Source organism: Pseudomonas fjordensis, from assembly GCF_976987115.1.
Genome location: NZ_OZ336860.1, coordinates 2,080,277 through 2,093,840, shown reverse-complemented (window position 1 = coordinate 2,093,840; position 13,564 = coordinate 2,080,277). Strand labels below are relative to the sequence as shown.

13 protein-coding genes are annotated in these 13,564 nt (G+C 60.7%); 7 read left to right on the top strand and 6 right to left on the bottom strand.

Annotation, left to right across the window (positions count from 1 at the left end; translation table 11 throughout):
• The first annotated feature begins 190 nt into the window (after positions 1-190).
• Complete coding sequence (htpX, locus tag ACWHXD_RS09680; RefSeq protein ID WP_003189904.1) at positions 191-1,078, top strand: protease HtpX; 888 nt, start codon at positions 191-193, stop codon at positions 1,076-1,078.
• 184 nt (positions 1,079-1,262) lie between these two features.
• Here htpX and ACWHXD_RS09675 read toward each other — a convergent pair whose 3' ends face one another.
• Complete coding sequence (locus ACWHXD_RS09675; protein WP_032892713.1) at positions 1,263-1,919, bottom strand: thiopurine S-methyltransferase; 657 nt, start codon at positions 1,917-1,919, stop codon at positions 1,263-1,265.
• Positions 1,920-2,022: 103 nt separating this feature from the next.
• Between ACWHXD_RS09675 and ACWHXD_RS09670 the strand changes: the two genes are divergently transcribed.
• Positions 2,023-2,790, top strand: coding sequence for a DODA-type extradiol aromatic ring-opening family dioxygenase (locus tag ACWHXD_RS09670; RefSeq protein ID WP_499083878.1), 768 nt, complete (start codon positions 2,023-2,025; stop codon positions 2,788-2,790).
• 580 nt (positions 2,791-3,370) lie between these two features.
• Here the strand turns inward: ACWHXD_RS09670 and ACWHXD_RS09665 are convergent.
• The gene (locus ACWHXD_RS09665; protein WP_003189900.1) at positions 3,371-5,044 is read right to left on the bottom strand and encodes a DEAD/DEAH box helicase; all 1,674 of its coding nucleotides are present in this window, start codon (positions 5,042-5,044) and stop codon (positions 3,371-3,373) included.
• Positions 5,045-5,467: 423 nt separating this feature from the next.
• Between ACWHXD_RS09665 and ACWHXD_RS09660 the strand changes: the two genes are divergently transcribed.
• Positions 5,468-6,259: a crotonase/enoyl-CoA hydratase family protein gene (locus ACWHXD_RS09660; protein ID WP_044274549.1), complete on the top strand. Its 792-nt coding sequence runs from the start codon at positions 5,468-5,470 to the stop codon at positions 6,257-6,259.
• A gap of 132 nt (positions 6,260-6,391) precedes the next feature.
• Here the strand turns inward: ACWHXD_RS09660 and ACWHXD_RS09655 are convergent, their stop codons facing one another.
• Entirely contained in the window at positions 6,392-7,147 is a 756-nt protein-coding gene (locus ACWHXD_RS09655; RefSeq protein ID WP_138762106.1) for a spermidine synthase, read from the bottom strand.
• Positions 7,148-7,270: 123 nt separating this feature from the next.
• Between ACWHXD_RS09655 and ACWHXD_RS09650 the strand changes: the two genes are divergently transcribed.
• Positions 7,271-8,617, top strand: a complete 1,347-nt coding sequence (locus tag ACWHXD_RS09650) for a class II 3-deoxy-7-phosphoheptulonate synthase (protein WP_138762107.1) — start codon at positions 7,271-7,273, stop codon at positions 8,615-8,617.
• A gap of 96 nt (positions 8,618-8,713) precedes the next feature.
• On the opposite strand, the gene ACWHXD_RS09645 is transcribed toward ACWHXD_RS09650, so the two are convergent.
• Complete coding sequence (locus tag ACWHXD_RS09645) at positions 8,714-9,943, bottom strand: winged helix-turn-helix domain-containing protein (protein WP_138762108.1); 1,230 nt, start codon at positions 9,941-9,943, stop codon at positions 8,714-8,716.
• 45 nt (positions 9,944-9,988) lie between these two features.
• Positions 9,989-10,195, bottom strand: a complete 207-nt coding sequence (locus ACWHXD_RS09640) for a DUF1127 domain-containing protein (protein ID WP_014717673.1) — start codon at positions 10,193-10,195, stop codon at positions 9,989-9,991.
• Positions 10,196-10,265: 70 nt separating this feature from the next.
• Here ACWHXD_RS09640 and ACWHXD_RS09635 point away from each other — a divergent pair, with 70 nt between their 5' ends.
• Positions 10,266-11,147 carry a LysR family transcriptional regulator gene (locus ACWHXD_RS09635; protein WP_032892730.1) on the top strand — a complete coding sequence of 294 codons (882 nt, stop codon included), beginning with the start codon at positions 10,266-10,268 and terminating at the stop codon, positions 11,145-11,147.
• Here the strand turns inward: ACWHXD_RS09635 and ACWHXD_RS09630 are convergent.
• A complete protein-coding gene (locus ACWHXD_RS09630; RefSeq protein WP_032892732.1) occupies positions 11,137-11,886 on the bottom strand; it encodes a sulfite exporter TauE/SafE family protein in 750 nt (249 codons plus the stop codon). The genes ACWHXD_RS09635 and ACWHXD_RS09630 overlap by 11 nt on opposite strands.
• A 108-nt stretch (positions 11,887-11,994) precedes the next feature.
• Between ACWHXD_RS09630 and ACWHXD_RS09625 the strand changes: the two genes are divergently transcribed.
• Positions 11,995-12,945, top strand: a complete 951-nt coding sequence (locus tag ACWHXD_RS09625; protein ID WP_138762109.1) for a LysR family transcriptional regulator — start codon at positions 11,995-11,997, stop codon at positions 12,943-12,945.
• 81 nt (positions 12,946-13,026) lie between these two features.
• Positions 13,027-13,479 (top strand): MarR family winged helix-turn-helix transcriptional regulator, encoded by a 453-nt coding sequence (locus tag ACWHXD_RS09620; RefSeq protein WP_056789311.1) that lies wholly within the window; start codon positions 13,027-13,029, stop codon positions 13,477-13,479.
• Positions 13,480-13,564 lie beyond the last annotated feature (85 nt).

Genomic DNA, 13,564 nt, shown 5'->3' with positions numbered 1-13,564 from the left:
ATAATCACGGGGCGACGGGGCAGCATCGGGTCGATCAAGGCTGACAATACAGGTGGGAAAATCCCTTCAAGGCCCTACGCCCGAGGTGTAGGACACAGTTTGAAATAGTCCCCCGGTTGAATCACCCCATGCCGCACCTTATATACCCCGCAGTGAGCGACATATTAAGCATGAGGAGAATTCTACAACCATGATGCGCATCCTGCTGTTCTTGGCCACTAACCTGGCGGTCGTACTGATTGCCAGCGTCACCCTGAGCCTTTTTGGCTTCAACGGGTTCATGGCGGCCAATGGGGTTGATCTGAACCTCAATCAGCTGCTGATTTTCTGTGCGGTCTTTGGTTTTGCCGGTTCGCTGTTCTCGCTGTTCATCTCCAAGTGGATGGCGAAGATGAGCACCAGCACCCAGATCATCACTCAACCCCGCACTCGCCATGAACAATGGCTGATGCAAACCGTGGAGCAGTTGTCTCAGGAAGCTGGCATCAAAATGCCCGAAGTGGGGATTTTTCCAGCGTATGAGGCCAACGCCTTTGCGACCGGCTGGAACAAGAACGACGCACTGGTGGCTGTGAGCCAGGGCCTGCTGGAGCGGTTTTCACCCGATGAAGTCAAGGCGGTGCTGGCCCACGAGATCGGCCACGTAGCCAACGGCGACATGGTCACCCTGGCCCTGGTACAAGGCGTGGTGAACACCTTCGTGATGTTCTTTGCGCGGATCATCGGCAACTTCGTCGACAAGGTCATCTTCAAGAACGAAGAAGGCCGTGGCATTGCCTACTTCGTGGCGACCATTTTCGCCGAGTTGGTCCTGGGCTTCCTGGCCAGCGCCATCGTGATGTGGTTCTCGCGCAAACGCGAGTTCCGCGCCGACGAAGCCGGCGCACGCCTGGCGGGCACCAGCGCCATGATCGGCGCGCTGCAACGCTTGCGCTCCGAACAGGGCCTGCCGGTGCATATGCCCGACAGCCTGACCGCCTTCGGCATCAACGGCGGCATCAAGCAGGGCCTGGCTCGCTTGTTCATGAGCCACCCGCCGCTGGAAGAGCGGATTGACGCACTGCGTCGCCGCGGCTGATAGCCGGATGACTCGACAAGGGGCGATCTGATCGCCCCTTTTTTATGCCTGCTGATTTTCACCGCTCCCTGTAGGAGCGAGCTTGCTCGCGAAAAACTTCAACGATACGCGGGCTTTCTGAATGAACGCGGCGCCTGGGAGTTTTTCGCGAGCAAGCTCGCTCCTACAAAAGCAAAAGCCCTTATCAGCGCCTGGTCAGCCGATAAGCACGTTCTTCAAGGCGAGTAACACCGTCCTGCAGGAACTTTCCGCTCTCCCTCAGGATGTCCCGCTCCTCCAGCCGCTCCAACGCCCAATACGACCCCAGCAGCAACTGCACTTCCTCGTCCGTAACAGCAAAAGGTGGGCCGGCCTTCTGCGCTTGGTCGTAATCGACGGTAATCAGCAACCCCTGGCAGCCTGACGTAAGCAAGGCATTCAGGTGCTCGGCGTATTGCGCACGCATCAGTGGCGGCAATGCGATCAACGCGGCGCGATCATATACGCCGCGGCAACCGGCCACCGCCTCGGCATCCAGGCTGAAGAAATCGCCACACCACAGTTCGATCTGGCCCGCCTGGTAAACCTTGAAGGCGCCCTTCTGAGTGACGTGCGGCACAAGCCCCTGCTCGCTGAAGAACGCCTCCACCGCCTGCTCCGATAGCTCCACGCCCATTACCGGGTACCCCTGGCTCTTAAGCCATACCAAGTCCAGGCTTTTGCCACACAACGGCACCAGCACCTTTACCCCCACGGGCAACCCCAGTACAGGCCAGTGCCGTTGCAAATAGGGATTGACCTCGCGCTGGTGGAAACCAATCTGATTGCTCGCCCAACGGTCCTGCCAAAATTCAGGCTGCATGAATCACTCCGAAAATTCGATCAAAAGGCGCTAAAACTTATATTAGATTTAAATCGATGATCTGATTGAAGATGGCTCCATCTTAACCCTCAGGACCCTGCTCATGCTCCCCAGCCTGTTTATCTCCCACGGCTCGCCCATGCTGGCCTTGCAACCCGGCGCCAGCGGCCCTGCGCTGCAGCGCCTGGCTGCCGAGCTGCCACGGCCCACAGCCATTGTGGTGGTGTCGGCGCATTGGGAAAGCCCAGAACTGCTGGTCAGCGGCAGTGCTGCGCCCGAAACCTGGCACGACTTCGGCGGCTTTCCGCGCGAGCTGTTTGCGGTGCAATACCCCGCGCCGGGTGACCCACAACTGGCCAATGAGATTGTCGAACTGCTGCACGCCGACGGGCTTGCTGCCAGCATTGATGAACGTCGGCCCTTCGACCATGGCACTTGGGTCCCGCTGTCGCTGATGTACCCGGCAGCAGATATTCCGGTGGTGCAAGTCTCCTTGCCCAGTCGCATGGGCCCTGCCCTGCAGACCCGTGTCGGGCATGCACTCGCCAGCCTGCGTGAACAGGGTGTGCTGTTGATCGGCTCCGGTAGCATCACCCATAACCTGGGCGAACTGGATTGGCGCGCCGGGCCGGAGACGATCACACCGTGGGCCCGGGAATTTCGCGACTGGGTGGTCGACAAACTGGCGACCAATGACGACACCGCCTTGCATGACTATCGCCGCCAAGCGCCACATGCCGTGCGCAGCCATCCCAGCGATGAGCATTTGCTGCCGCTGTACTTTGCGCGGGGTGCGGGCGCAGATTTCAGCGTGGCGCACCAAGGCTTCACACTGGGCGCCCTGGGCATGGATATCTATCGCTTTGGCTGACGCCGTCATACCTGTGGAAGCTGGCTTGCTGCAATAGCAGCCGACGGTAACCACGATGCGAAGCGAGTCGCTCTGGCTTTTGATCTGCTTTTGATCTTAGGCGCCCCGTTAAACCACGCTGGCCGGAATTCGACAGGGATTTGGGGGGTAAACCGGCAGGGATGCCGGTTTAGCCGCCCCGCGCCATGGATGGCGCGTGGCGGCGCCCCCCCAAATCACTGGCGGATTACGGGCACACCGAGCCTAGGCGAGGTGCCGAGTGGTGGGGCAAGAGCGTTTTGCTTACTTTTGCGCTTTTCAAAAGTGAGCCGCCGTCAGGGCGGAACCCTAAGTGGCCGTTACCGCAGCAATGGATATGTACACAATCCAACTGTGTTGACTGCCAGGCCGCCTTCGCGAGCAAGCCCGCTCCCACATTTTGATCGCGGGGTGTCAGGTAGAAAAGCTTCGGCTGTCAGGCCATCTTCGCGGGCAAGCCAACCCCCACAGTTGATCGCGTCGAAGACTAAAACAGGAGGCAAAAAAAATCCCCGAACCAGTCGGGGATTTTTTATGTGCGATCAATCAGCCCAAGGGCGGATCAATCTTCGCGGTAGCGACGCAGCTTGAGCTGCTTACCGGCAACGCGAGTGTCTTTGAGCTTGGTCAGCAGTTTTTCCAGGCCGTCTTCCGGCAGCTCCACCAGGGAGAAGCTGTCACGCACCTGGATGCGACCAATGGCTTCACGCGCCAGGCCACCCTCGTTGAGGATAGCGCCCAGCAGGTTCTTGGCAGCGATACCGTCACGCGCACCCAGCGCGGTACGGCAACGAGCACGGCCTTCAGCCAATGGCACTGGAGCACGACGCTCACGGTCGCCACGGTCTGGACGGTCACCGGAACGCTCTGGACGATCACCGCGTGGCGCGCTGTTCGGAACCAGTGGACGTTCTTTTTCGATGGCTGCCAGGGTCAGGGCCTGACCGTTGGTGGCTTTGCGCAGCAGGGCTGCAGCCAGGGCACGCGGGGTGCAACCGATATCGGCGGTCAGGCGGTCCAGCAGGTCGCCGTGGGTCGATTCAGCGTCAGCCACCAGTGGCGCCAGGCTGTTGGTCAGTTTCTTGATGCGCGCATCGAGAACGGCCTGGGCATCCGGCAGGCGGACTTCGGCAACTTTCTGACCGGTAACACGCTCGATCACTTGCAGCATGCGGCGCTCACGTGGAGTCACCAGCAGCAATGCACGACCTTCGCGACCGGCACGGCCAGTACGGCCGATACGGTGAACGTAGGACTCTGGATCGTAAGGCATGTCAACGTTGAACACGTGGGTGATACGTGGAACGTCGAGGCCACGGGCGGCAACGTCGGTCGCTACAACGATGTCCAGACGGCCATCCTTGAGGGAGTCGATCACGCGCTCACGCTGGTTCTGGGCAATGTCACCGTTCAGCGCAGCGGCTTTGTAGCCTTTGGCTTCCAGGGCGCTGGCCAGGTCCAGGGTCGCTTGCTTGGTGCGCACGAACATGATCAGGGCGTCGAAGTCTTCGACTTCCAGCAGGCTCAATACAGCCGAGGTCTTCTGGTCAGCGTGAACCAACAGGTGAGCCTGTTCGATCGCGGTAACGGTCTGGGTCTTGGTCTGGATCTTCACGTGCTCCGGATCGCGCAGGTGGCGTTCGGCAATGGCACGGATGGACTGCGGCAGGGTAGCCGAGAACAATACGGTCTGACGGGTCGCTGGCAGTGCCTTGAAGATGACTTCCAGGTCATCCATGAAGCCCAGCTTCAACATTTCGTCAGCTTCGTCCAGAACCAGGTGGTTCACGGTCGACAGGACTTTTTCGTCACGACGCAGGTGGTCGCACAGACGGCCCGGAGTGGCGACAACGATCTGTGCGCCATTACGGATTGCCTTGAGTTGTGGGCCCATAGGCGCGCCGCCGTAAACGGCCACAACAGTTACACCCGGCATTTGCTTGGCGTAGGTTTCAAAGGCGGTTGCTACTTGCAGCGCCAACTCACGGGTTGGCGCCAGGATCAGGGCTTGCGGCTCGCGCTTGGCAGGATCGATGCAATGCAGAATAGGCAGGGCGAACGCGGCGGTTTTACCGGTACCGGTTTGCGCCTGGCCAATCATGTCCTTACCGGCCATGATGATCGGGATCGATTGCTGCTGAATCGCCGAAGGTTCTTCGTAGCCAGTCGCTGCGACGGCTGCAAGAATATTCGGGTTAAGATTAAAAGCGGCGAAGCCGCCGGTTTCCTGGGTCATGGGTCTGCCTCTAAGTGCATCCGCAAAGACCCATGCTCCAAAGCTGCGCATGCCGTGTTGAGACTCAAGAGTCGCCCTGGCTGCTTTGTCGGCGGGGATTTGCGAAAACGAATGAATGAAAAAGATTCGTCAAGGGAGAGTCCGCTGTGCGGACGTGCAGCCGAAGCTGACTTCGGGGAATTGCGCTACCTAAACGCGGCCCGGTTAAAGGCCGGCGCGCACTATACCGGAAATAGCTGAAAAAGGGAGCTTTTTTTATCGCCAGGCACCGATAAAGCGCACTGCGTCACGGGTTTTGCAGATCCGTGCGCCAAGGTCTATTTTTCAGAGGCCCGGCCCTGTTGGTCATCACGCTTAAACGGTTCACCCAACCATTGAGACCCTTTGGTCTGAAACCTTACCCGCGCCCCGAGGGCACACCCCATGAATCAAGCCAGCAGTAGCCGTGTCAGCCGCGCACTTGAGGGCCATGTTCTATTGCTGGGCCTGGACCGTGTGGCCAAACGCAACGCCTTCGACCTGGATTTGCTCAATGAACTGAGCCTGGCCTATGGCGAATTTGATCGAAACGATGACGCACGGGTGGCCGTGGTGTTTGCCCATGGCGATCACTTCACGGCCGGGCTGGACCTGGCCAATGTCAGCAGCGTGATGGCGGGCGGCTGGCAACCGCCGCTGGGAGGGTGCGACCCGTGGGGGGTGTTTGCCGGCCCGCGCGTGAGCAAGCCGGTAATTGTCGCCGCCCAAGGCTACTGCCTGACTATAGGTATCGAGTTGATGCTGGCGGCGGATATCAACCTCTGCGCCAGCAATACTCGCTTTGCACAGATGGAAGTTCAACGTGGGATCTTTCCATTTGGCGGCGCGACATTGCGCTTTCATCAGATTGCCGGCTGGGGCAATGCGATGCGCTGGCTGCTCACTGGCGACGAATTCGACGCCCATGAAGCCCTGCGCCTGGGGTTGGTGCAGGAAGTGATGGCCAGTGAAGACCTGCTGCCCCGCGCCATCGAGTTGGCCAACCGCATTGCGCGCCAGGCACCGCTGGGTGTGCAGGCCACGTTGATGTCGGCGCGGCTGGCGCGGATGGAAGGCGAAGCTGTCGCCGCCGCCGCGCTGCCGCCCATGGTGGATAAACTGCTCAATAGCGAAGATGCCAAGGAAGGGGTGCGGGCGATGGTCGAGAAGCGGCCGGGGGTGTTCAAGGGGATTTGAACGAACTGAATTAGCGGTCGGCAGTGAGGGCCTCTTCGCGGGCAAGCCCGCTCCCACAAGGGATGCATTTCAACAGAGAATGCAATTCAACTGTGGGAGCGGGCTTGCCCGCGAAAGCGTCCGAACCGGCAACTAAGTTGCTGGCCGAATCGCCTTGATCAACGGCTGCAACGAATACCCCAAGCGCGGCGCCAAGGCTTCGGCGCGGGCTGACAGCGCATCCAGGTCCAGCTCCTGATCCAACTCCGAAGGCACCAACAGAATCACATTGCCCTCCTTCACCGGCAGCTCCCAGTAATGCCGGTGGTACAACCCACGCAGCAACGCCGCCCCCAGCGGTTTGCCGTCATCGGTGGCCCACTGGTTGATCACCAGCCAGCCGCCAGGGTTGAGTTTCTTCTGACAGTTTTCCAGGAAGGTCCAGGCCAGATGCCCCACGCCTGGGCCGACATCGGTGTAGAGGTCGACGAAAATCAGATCGGCCGATTCGGCACTGTCGAGCAATTGCAGCGCGTCACCAATGCGGATGTACAAGCGCGGATCGTCATCCAGCCCCAGATATTCAATCGCCAGGCGCGGTACATCGGGGCGCAGCTCAATGGCTTCGACATCGTCCAGCGCCAGGAACTTGAGGCATGCCTGGGTCAACGTGCCCGCGCCCAAGCCGAGAAACAACGCACTCTCCGGCTGCTCATGACACAACGCACCAATCAGCATCGCGCGGGTGTAGTCGTACTCCAGCCAGCTCGGGTCAGCGGTGAACACACAGCTTTGCTCGATGGCGTCGCCAAATTCGAGAAAGCGGTAATCCGCCACTTCAAGCACACGGATCATGCCGAATTCATCATGGACTTCGGCCAGCAGGCGCTCGACACGCTCCTCGCTCATCACTACTCCTAAAGGGTCTACCGCACGACAAAGGCGCGATTGTCGGCCAAGCGGCAGCCACAGGTCACGCACTAATTGCTGCTAACATTGACGCCCCGACATCCACCCGCAAACGAGTTCATGATGAGCCAACCCTGGAGCCCCGATAGCTGGCGAGCCCTGCCGATCCAGCAGCAACCTCAATACCCGGACGCTGCCCACTTGCTGCAAGTGGAACAAAGCCTGGCGAGCTACCCGCCCCTGGTGTTTGCCGGGGAAGCCCGCGAATTGCGCCGTCAGTTTGCCGAAGTGACCCAGGGCCGTGCCTTCCTGCTGCAAGGTGGCGATTGCGCCGAGAGCTTTGCCGAGTTTTCCGCCGCGAAGATCCGCGACACCTTCAAAGTGCTGCTGCAGATGGCTATTGTCATGACCTTCGCCGCCGGTTGCCCGGTGGTGAAAGTCGGACGCATGGCCGGCCAATTCGCCAAGCCACGCTCGGCCAACGATGAAACCATCGACGGCATCACTCTGCCCGCCTACCGTGGCGATATCGTCAACGGCATCGGCTTCGACGAAAAAAGCCGCGTGCCAGACCCGGACCGCCTGCTGCAGTCCTACCACCAGTCCACCGCCACCCTCAACCTGCTGCGCGCGTTTGCCCAGGGCGGTTTCGCTGACCTGCACCAGGTGCACAAGTGGAACCTGGATTTCATCGCCAACTCAGCCCTGGCTGAAAAGTACAGCCAACTGGCCGACCGCATCGACGAAACCCTGGCCTTCATGCGCGCCTGTGGCATGGACAGCTCGCCGCAATTGCGCGAAACCAGCTTCTTCACCGCCCACGAAGCGTTGCTGCTCAACTATGAACAAGCCTTCGTACGCCGCGACAGCCTGACCAACGACTACTACGACTGCTCGGCACATATGCTGTGGATCGGCGACCGTACCCGTCAGTTGGATGGCGCCCATGTCGAGTTCCTGCGTGGGGTGAACAACCCGATCGGCGTGAAAGTCGGACCGAGCATGAACCCCGACGACCTGATCCGCCTGATCGACATCCTCAACCCGGATAACGACCCTGGCCGCCTCAACCTCATTGCCCGCATGGGCGCAGGCAAGGTCGGCGACCACCTGCCCAACCTGATCCGCGCCGTGCAGCGCGAGGGCAAGCAAGTGCTGTGGAGCAGCGACCCGATGCACGGCAACACCATCAAGGCCAGCAGTGGTTACAAGACCCGCGACTTTGCGCAGATCCTTGGCGAAGTGAAGGATTTCTTCCAGGTGCACCAGGCAGAAGGCAGCTATGCCGGCGGAATTCATATCGAGATGACCGGACAGAACGTCACCGAATGCATCGGCGGCGCCCGGCCAATTACCGAAGATGGCCTGTCGGACCGTTATCACACCCATTGCGACCCACGGATGAATGCCGATCAGTCGTTGGAGTTGGCGTTTCTGATTGCCGAGACCTTGAAACAGGTTAAACGATGACGTTTTATCGACCGGGATGACGCCATCGCGGGCAAGCCCGGCTCCCACATTTGAACGCGTTTCTCTGTGGGAGCCGGGCTTGCCCGCGATAGAGGTTTAAAGGTTGGTATCTCGGTTCAGCATCGCTGCCCTTAACCGGGCAGCACTGGGCCGCTGGCAATTGAGCTGGACCTGTTCCAGCCCTAGCCAGTCGGCCATTTTGCGCAGGTTCATCGCCAGCGCCAGCATGCCTTCCTCATCCAGCCCCGGCTCTTCCTCATGCACGGCATGCACGGCCAGGCGCCCATGGGCACGCTCGGCCCGCAGGTCGACGCGCGCGGCAATGCGCTCGTTGTGCAGAAACGGCAGCACGTAATAGCCATACACGCGCTTTTCTTGCGGGGTGTAGATCTCCAGCCGATAGCGAAAGTCGAACAGGCGCTCGGTGCGGCTGCGCTCCCATATCAGCGAATCGAACGGTGACAACAATGCACTGGCCGGTACGTTGCGCGGCAGTTTCGGCTGCGCCAGGCAATACGCGGGTTGCTTCCAACCCCGCACCTGGCACGCCAGCAGTTGCCCATCCTCGACCAGTTCGGCCAAGCGGTTGCGGCTGTCGGCGGGCTCGAGGCGAAAATAATCGCGCAGGTCTTTTTCGGTGGCGACACCCAATGCCGTCGCACTGTGCAACAGCAAGCCGCGCTGCGCTTGAGCCTCCCCCATGGAGACATTGAGCACCTCGGTGGGGATAACACGCTCGGGCAAATCATAGAGTCGCTCAAACCCTCGACGACCGGCGACCGTGACCAAGCCTGCGGCGAACAGCCATTCCAGCGCGTGCTTTTCATCACTCCAGTCCCACCAGGGCCCGGCACGCTCCTCGCGGGTCGACAAGCTGCCAGCGCCCAAGGCGCCCTGCTGTTCGACGGTGCGCAACACGCGCTGGATAGTCGCCTGCTGTTCACGGCCAAAACGTGCCATTTGCGCATAGATCCCCTGCCCTTGCCGGGCGCGCTCCATGCGCCACTTCATCAGCGGGTACAGCGCCATGGGCAGCAGCGACGCCTCGTGCCCCCAGTATTCGAACAACGAGCGCCGCCGCCCCTGGCTCCAGGCGGCTTGCTCAAGAATTGACGGGGAATAAGAACCAAGGCGGGAAAACACGGGTAGGTAGTGGGAACGCACCAGCGCATTGACCGAGTCGATCTGTAAAACGCCCAGGCGTTCGATCAGGCGGTTGAGGTGCGTAGCCTTTATCTGCGCAGGCGCCTGGCGCCCGGAAAAACCCTGGGCTGCCAGCGCCATGCGTCGAGCTTGCTTGAGTGAAAAACACAGGTCGGCGGGCATGGCAATCTCCATAGAAGCTCGCCCCCTACCCTACTGCATCCGGACTTATTTTCGCAGCGGGTCTTCCCAGAAATGCCGATGGCTCTCCTGTGCGACGTCGGCGCGATTGAGCCCGATGTCCTTGAGTGCGTCATCGCTCAGGGTCGCCAGCATCTGGCGCTCCTGATGCAGTAGCTGCCAACGCGCGAATGTGTGAAACAGCCCGGCAAACGGCCATTTATCCGTCGATATGAAACCTTTTTGACCTTTCATCTTCTCGCCCTCCAGTGGGGATGACGACAGTGTGTGCCTGGCATTATGATCAATCCAACGAATGTTTCTTATGCAATACATCTCGGAGATTGATCAATTGTCCGCCTATCCCAGCATCGACACAGACGTGCTGCGCACCTTCGTCGCGATTGCCGACCAGGGCGGTTTCACCCGCGCCGGCGAGCAGGTCAACCGCACTCAATCGGCGGTGAGCATGCAGATGAAGCGTCTGGAAGAAGACGTGTTGCAGCGCAAACTGTTCGAGCGCGATGGCCGGCAGGTACGGCTCACGCCCGAAGGCCAGGTGCTGCTGGGTTATGCGCGACGCATCCTGAAATTGCACAGCGAGGTGTTCAATACCCTGCGCGAGCCGCATATGGTGGGGTTGGTGCGCATCGGCACACCGGATGACTACGTGATGCGCTTTCTGCCAGGGATCCTCAAGCAGTTTTCCAAAGCCTACCCACTGATTCAGATCGAAATGCACTGCGAAGCATCCACCGTGTTGATGCAGCGACGGGACCTGGCGTTGACCGTGATCAGCCGCGAACCCGGCAATGATCTGGGTGAGTTATTGCGTACCGAACGCATGGTGTGGGCAGCATCGCCGTGCTTTTGTGTGGAGGAGCACGATGCCCTGCCCCTGGCGGTGTCCGGCGACGAGTGCCTGTACACCCATTGGGCACGTGCCGCACTGGACGCGGCGGGGCGAGATTATCGCCTGGCCTATCACAGCTCCAACGGAGCAGCGATCCTGGCGGTGGTGAGTGCGGGCCTGGCGGCGATGGTCAGCATGGAAAGCCTGGTCACCGACGACCTGCGCGTGCTCGGCAGCGACGAAGGCTTCCCGCCTTTGCCGTCGATGAACCTGCGCTTGCTGCGTAACCCGCAGATGACATCGCCGATCACCGAATGCCTGGCGGACTACATCGTCGAAGGCTTCAAACTTTAAAGGTCAGCATCACCGCGCACACCACCAAAAAGCCACAGAACAGGCCGCGCAACAGACGCTCCGGCAAGGCATGGGCCACTTTCACGCCCCAACTGATACTCAGCAGCCCCCCTATCGCCAGCGGCAGGCCGATCATCCAGTCCACCTCATGGTGCCAGGCATAGGTGACCAGGGTCACACCGGTGCTGGGCAACGCCAAGGCCAACGACAAGCCTTGGGCGACCACTTGAGTAGTGCCGAAGACACTGGTGAGTACCGGCGTGGCGACCACCGCGCCGCCAACCCCGAACAGCCCGCCCATGGAACCGGATGCCGCGCCCAGGACGCCAAGCCAAGGCCAGGAATAACGCATTTGCGCGGTGGGCGGCGCGTTGCGCGTGAACATGCGCAGCAGGTTGTAGGCAGACAGCGCCACCAAGAACGCAATAAAGCCAATGCGCATGGCGCCCGCGTCCAGCCCCACCGCCCAGATCGATCCCAGCCAGGCGAAACAAAAGCCCGTTACACCCAGAGGTAAGGCGTGACGCAACTCGATGCGGTTACGCTGGTGATAGCGCCACAGGGCGAGCATCACATTAGGCACCACCATGACCAAGGCGGTGCCTTGTGCGATCTGCTGATCCAGGCCGAACAACACGCCCAGTACCGGGATAGCAATCAACCCGCCGCCAATGCCAAACAGCCCACCCACGGTGCCCAACGCCGCGCCCAATGCCAAGTACATCACTAAATCCCACACCGCTCGCTACTCCGCCATTTCATGCTTGGCATGCTACGCAGTCGGCCCTGGCGCGGAAACGCACAGCAACGCACAATGGCTGTGCCAATCTCGCATAAGCGTTGAGCCATGAACCCCAACACCTTGATCGACCAACTGAGCCTGTTTCTGGATGTATTGGAAACCGGCAGTTTTTCCGCCGCCGCGCGCCGCCATCCGCTGACGCCTTCCGCCGTGGCGCGGCGCATCGACAGCCTGGAGAACTCAGTGGGCAGCCGCCTGTTCCAGCGCAGCACCCATGCGGTGGTGCCCACCTCAGCGGGCTTGGCCTTTGCCGAGCGGGCGCGACGGATTGTCAGCGAGTTGCAGTTGGCGCGAGCCGAAGCCGTCTCGCTGAGCCATGCGCCGGAAGGGTTGATCCGGGTCGATGCGCCCGCAGCGTTTGGCCGCCGGCACCTGGCGCCGGTCATTGCGGACTTTTTGAGCCTGTATCCCGGCCTGGACGTCCACCTGCACTTGATCGACAGCTTTGTCGATATGCAGGGCGCGCATTTGGGCAAGGTCGATCTGGTGCTGCGTGCCGGGCATATCGTTGACTCGCGGCTGATCGCTACGCCGTTGGCAAGTATCGTGCGTATCGCCTGTGCCAGCCCCGCGTATCTGAAAAGCCGTGGCACGCCGGCCCATCCTCGGGAGCTGAGCGAACATGATGGCCTGGACTGGGACGGGCTGGCGCCGATGTTCGCCTGGCGCTTCGAACTGGACGGGCGTCGCACCACCTATCGCCCGCGGCGCATCCGCATGAGCGCCAACAATGCCGAAGCCCTGCTTTCGGGCGCATTGGCCGGGCTGGGCATCGCTCACCTGCCGACCTGGTTGGCCAGTGAATACCTGGTGCGCGGCGAACTGTTGCCGTTGTTTTGTGAAGACGGGTTGCCCAGCCCGGAAACCGCCGGCATTTATGCGCTGCGCCTGGAACAGCAGCCCAATGCGCGCAGCCGGTTGCTGCTCGAATACCTCAAATCCCGTTTCAGCCCGGTGCCGCCTTGGGATCTGGCATTGCAAAGTGGCTTGGTCTGACGCCTAGGGCAACAATTACCTGGCGCATTAAAGATTTGCCCGCTAGATTCCAGCCTATACATGCTTTTTAGAGGCACTACCATGAGCAAAAACCCTGATCCTTGCGAATCGCTATTGCTGGACAACCAGCTGTGCTTCGCCCTGCACTCCACTTCATTGCTGATGACCAAGGTCTACAAGCCGCTGCTCCAAGCCATCGGCCTGACCTACCCGCAATACCTGGCCATGATGGTGCTGTGGGAAGAGGATGAGTTGACTGTCAGCGAAATCAGCAGCCGCCTGCTGACGGACCCGGGCTCCATGACGCCACTGCTCAAGCGCCTGGAAGCGGAGGGTTTGCTCAGCCGCACCCGCAGCCGTGAAGATGAGCGGGTGGTGGTGGTGGAGCTGACCGATGCCGGGCGCGCTTTGCAGGAGAAGGCCAAGGATGTTCCGCAATGCATCCTGGGTGCCAGCGGGATGGCGCTGGAGCAATTGCGCAAGCTGCAAGGCGACCTGATCGCGCTGCGCGCTAATCTGCAAACCAGCCTCTGACACCCCCAGCATTACACACACTCAGAAGTGGGAGCTGGCTTGCCTGCGATGGCGCCCTCACAGCCGATACCTATCTACCTGACAC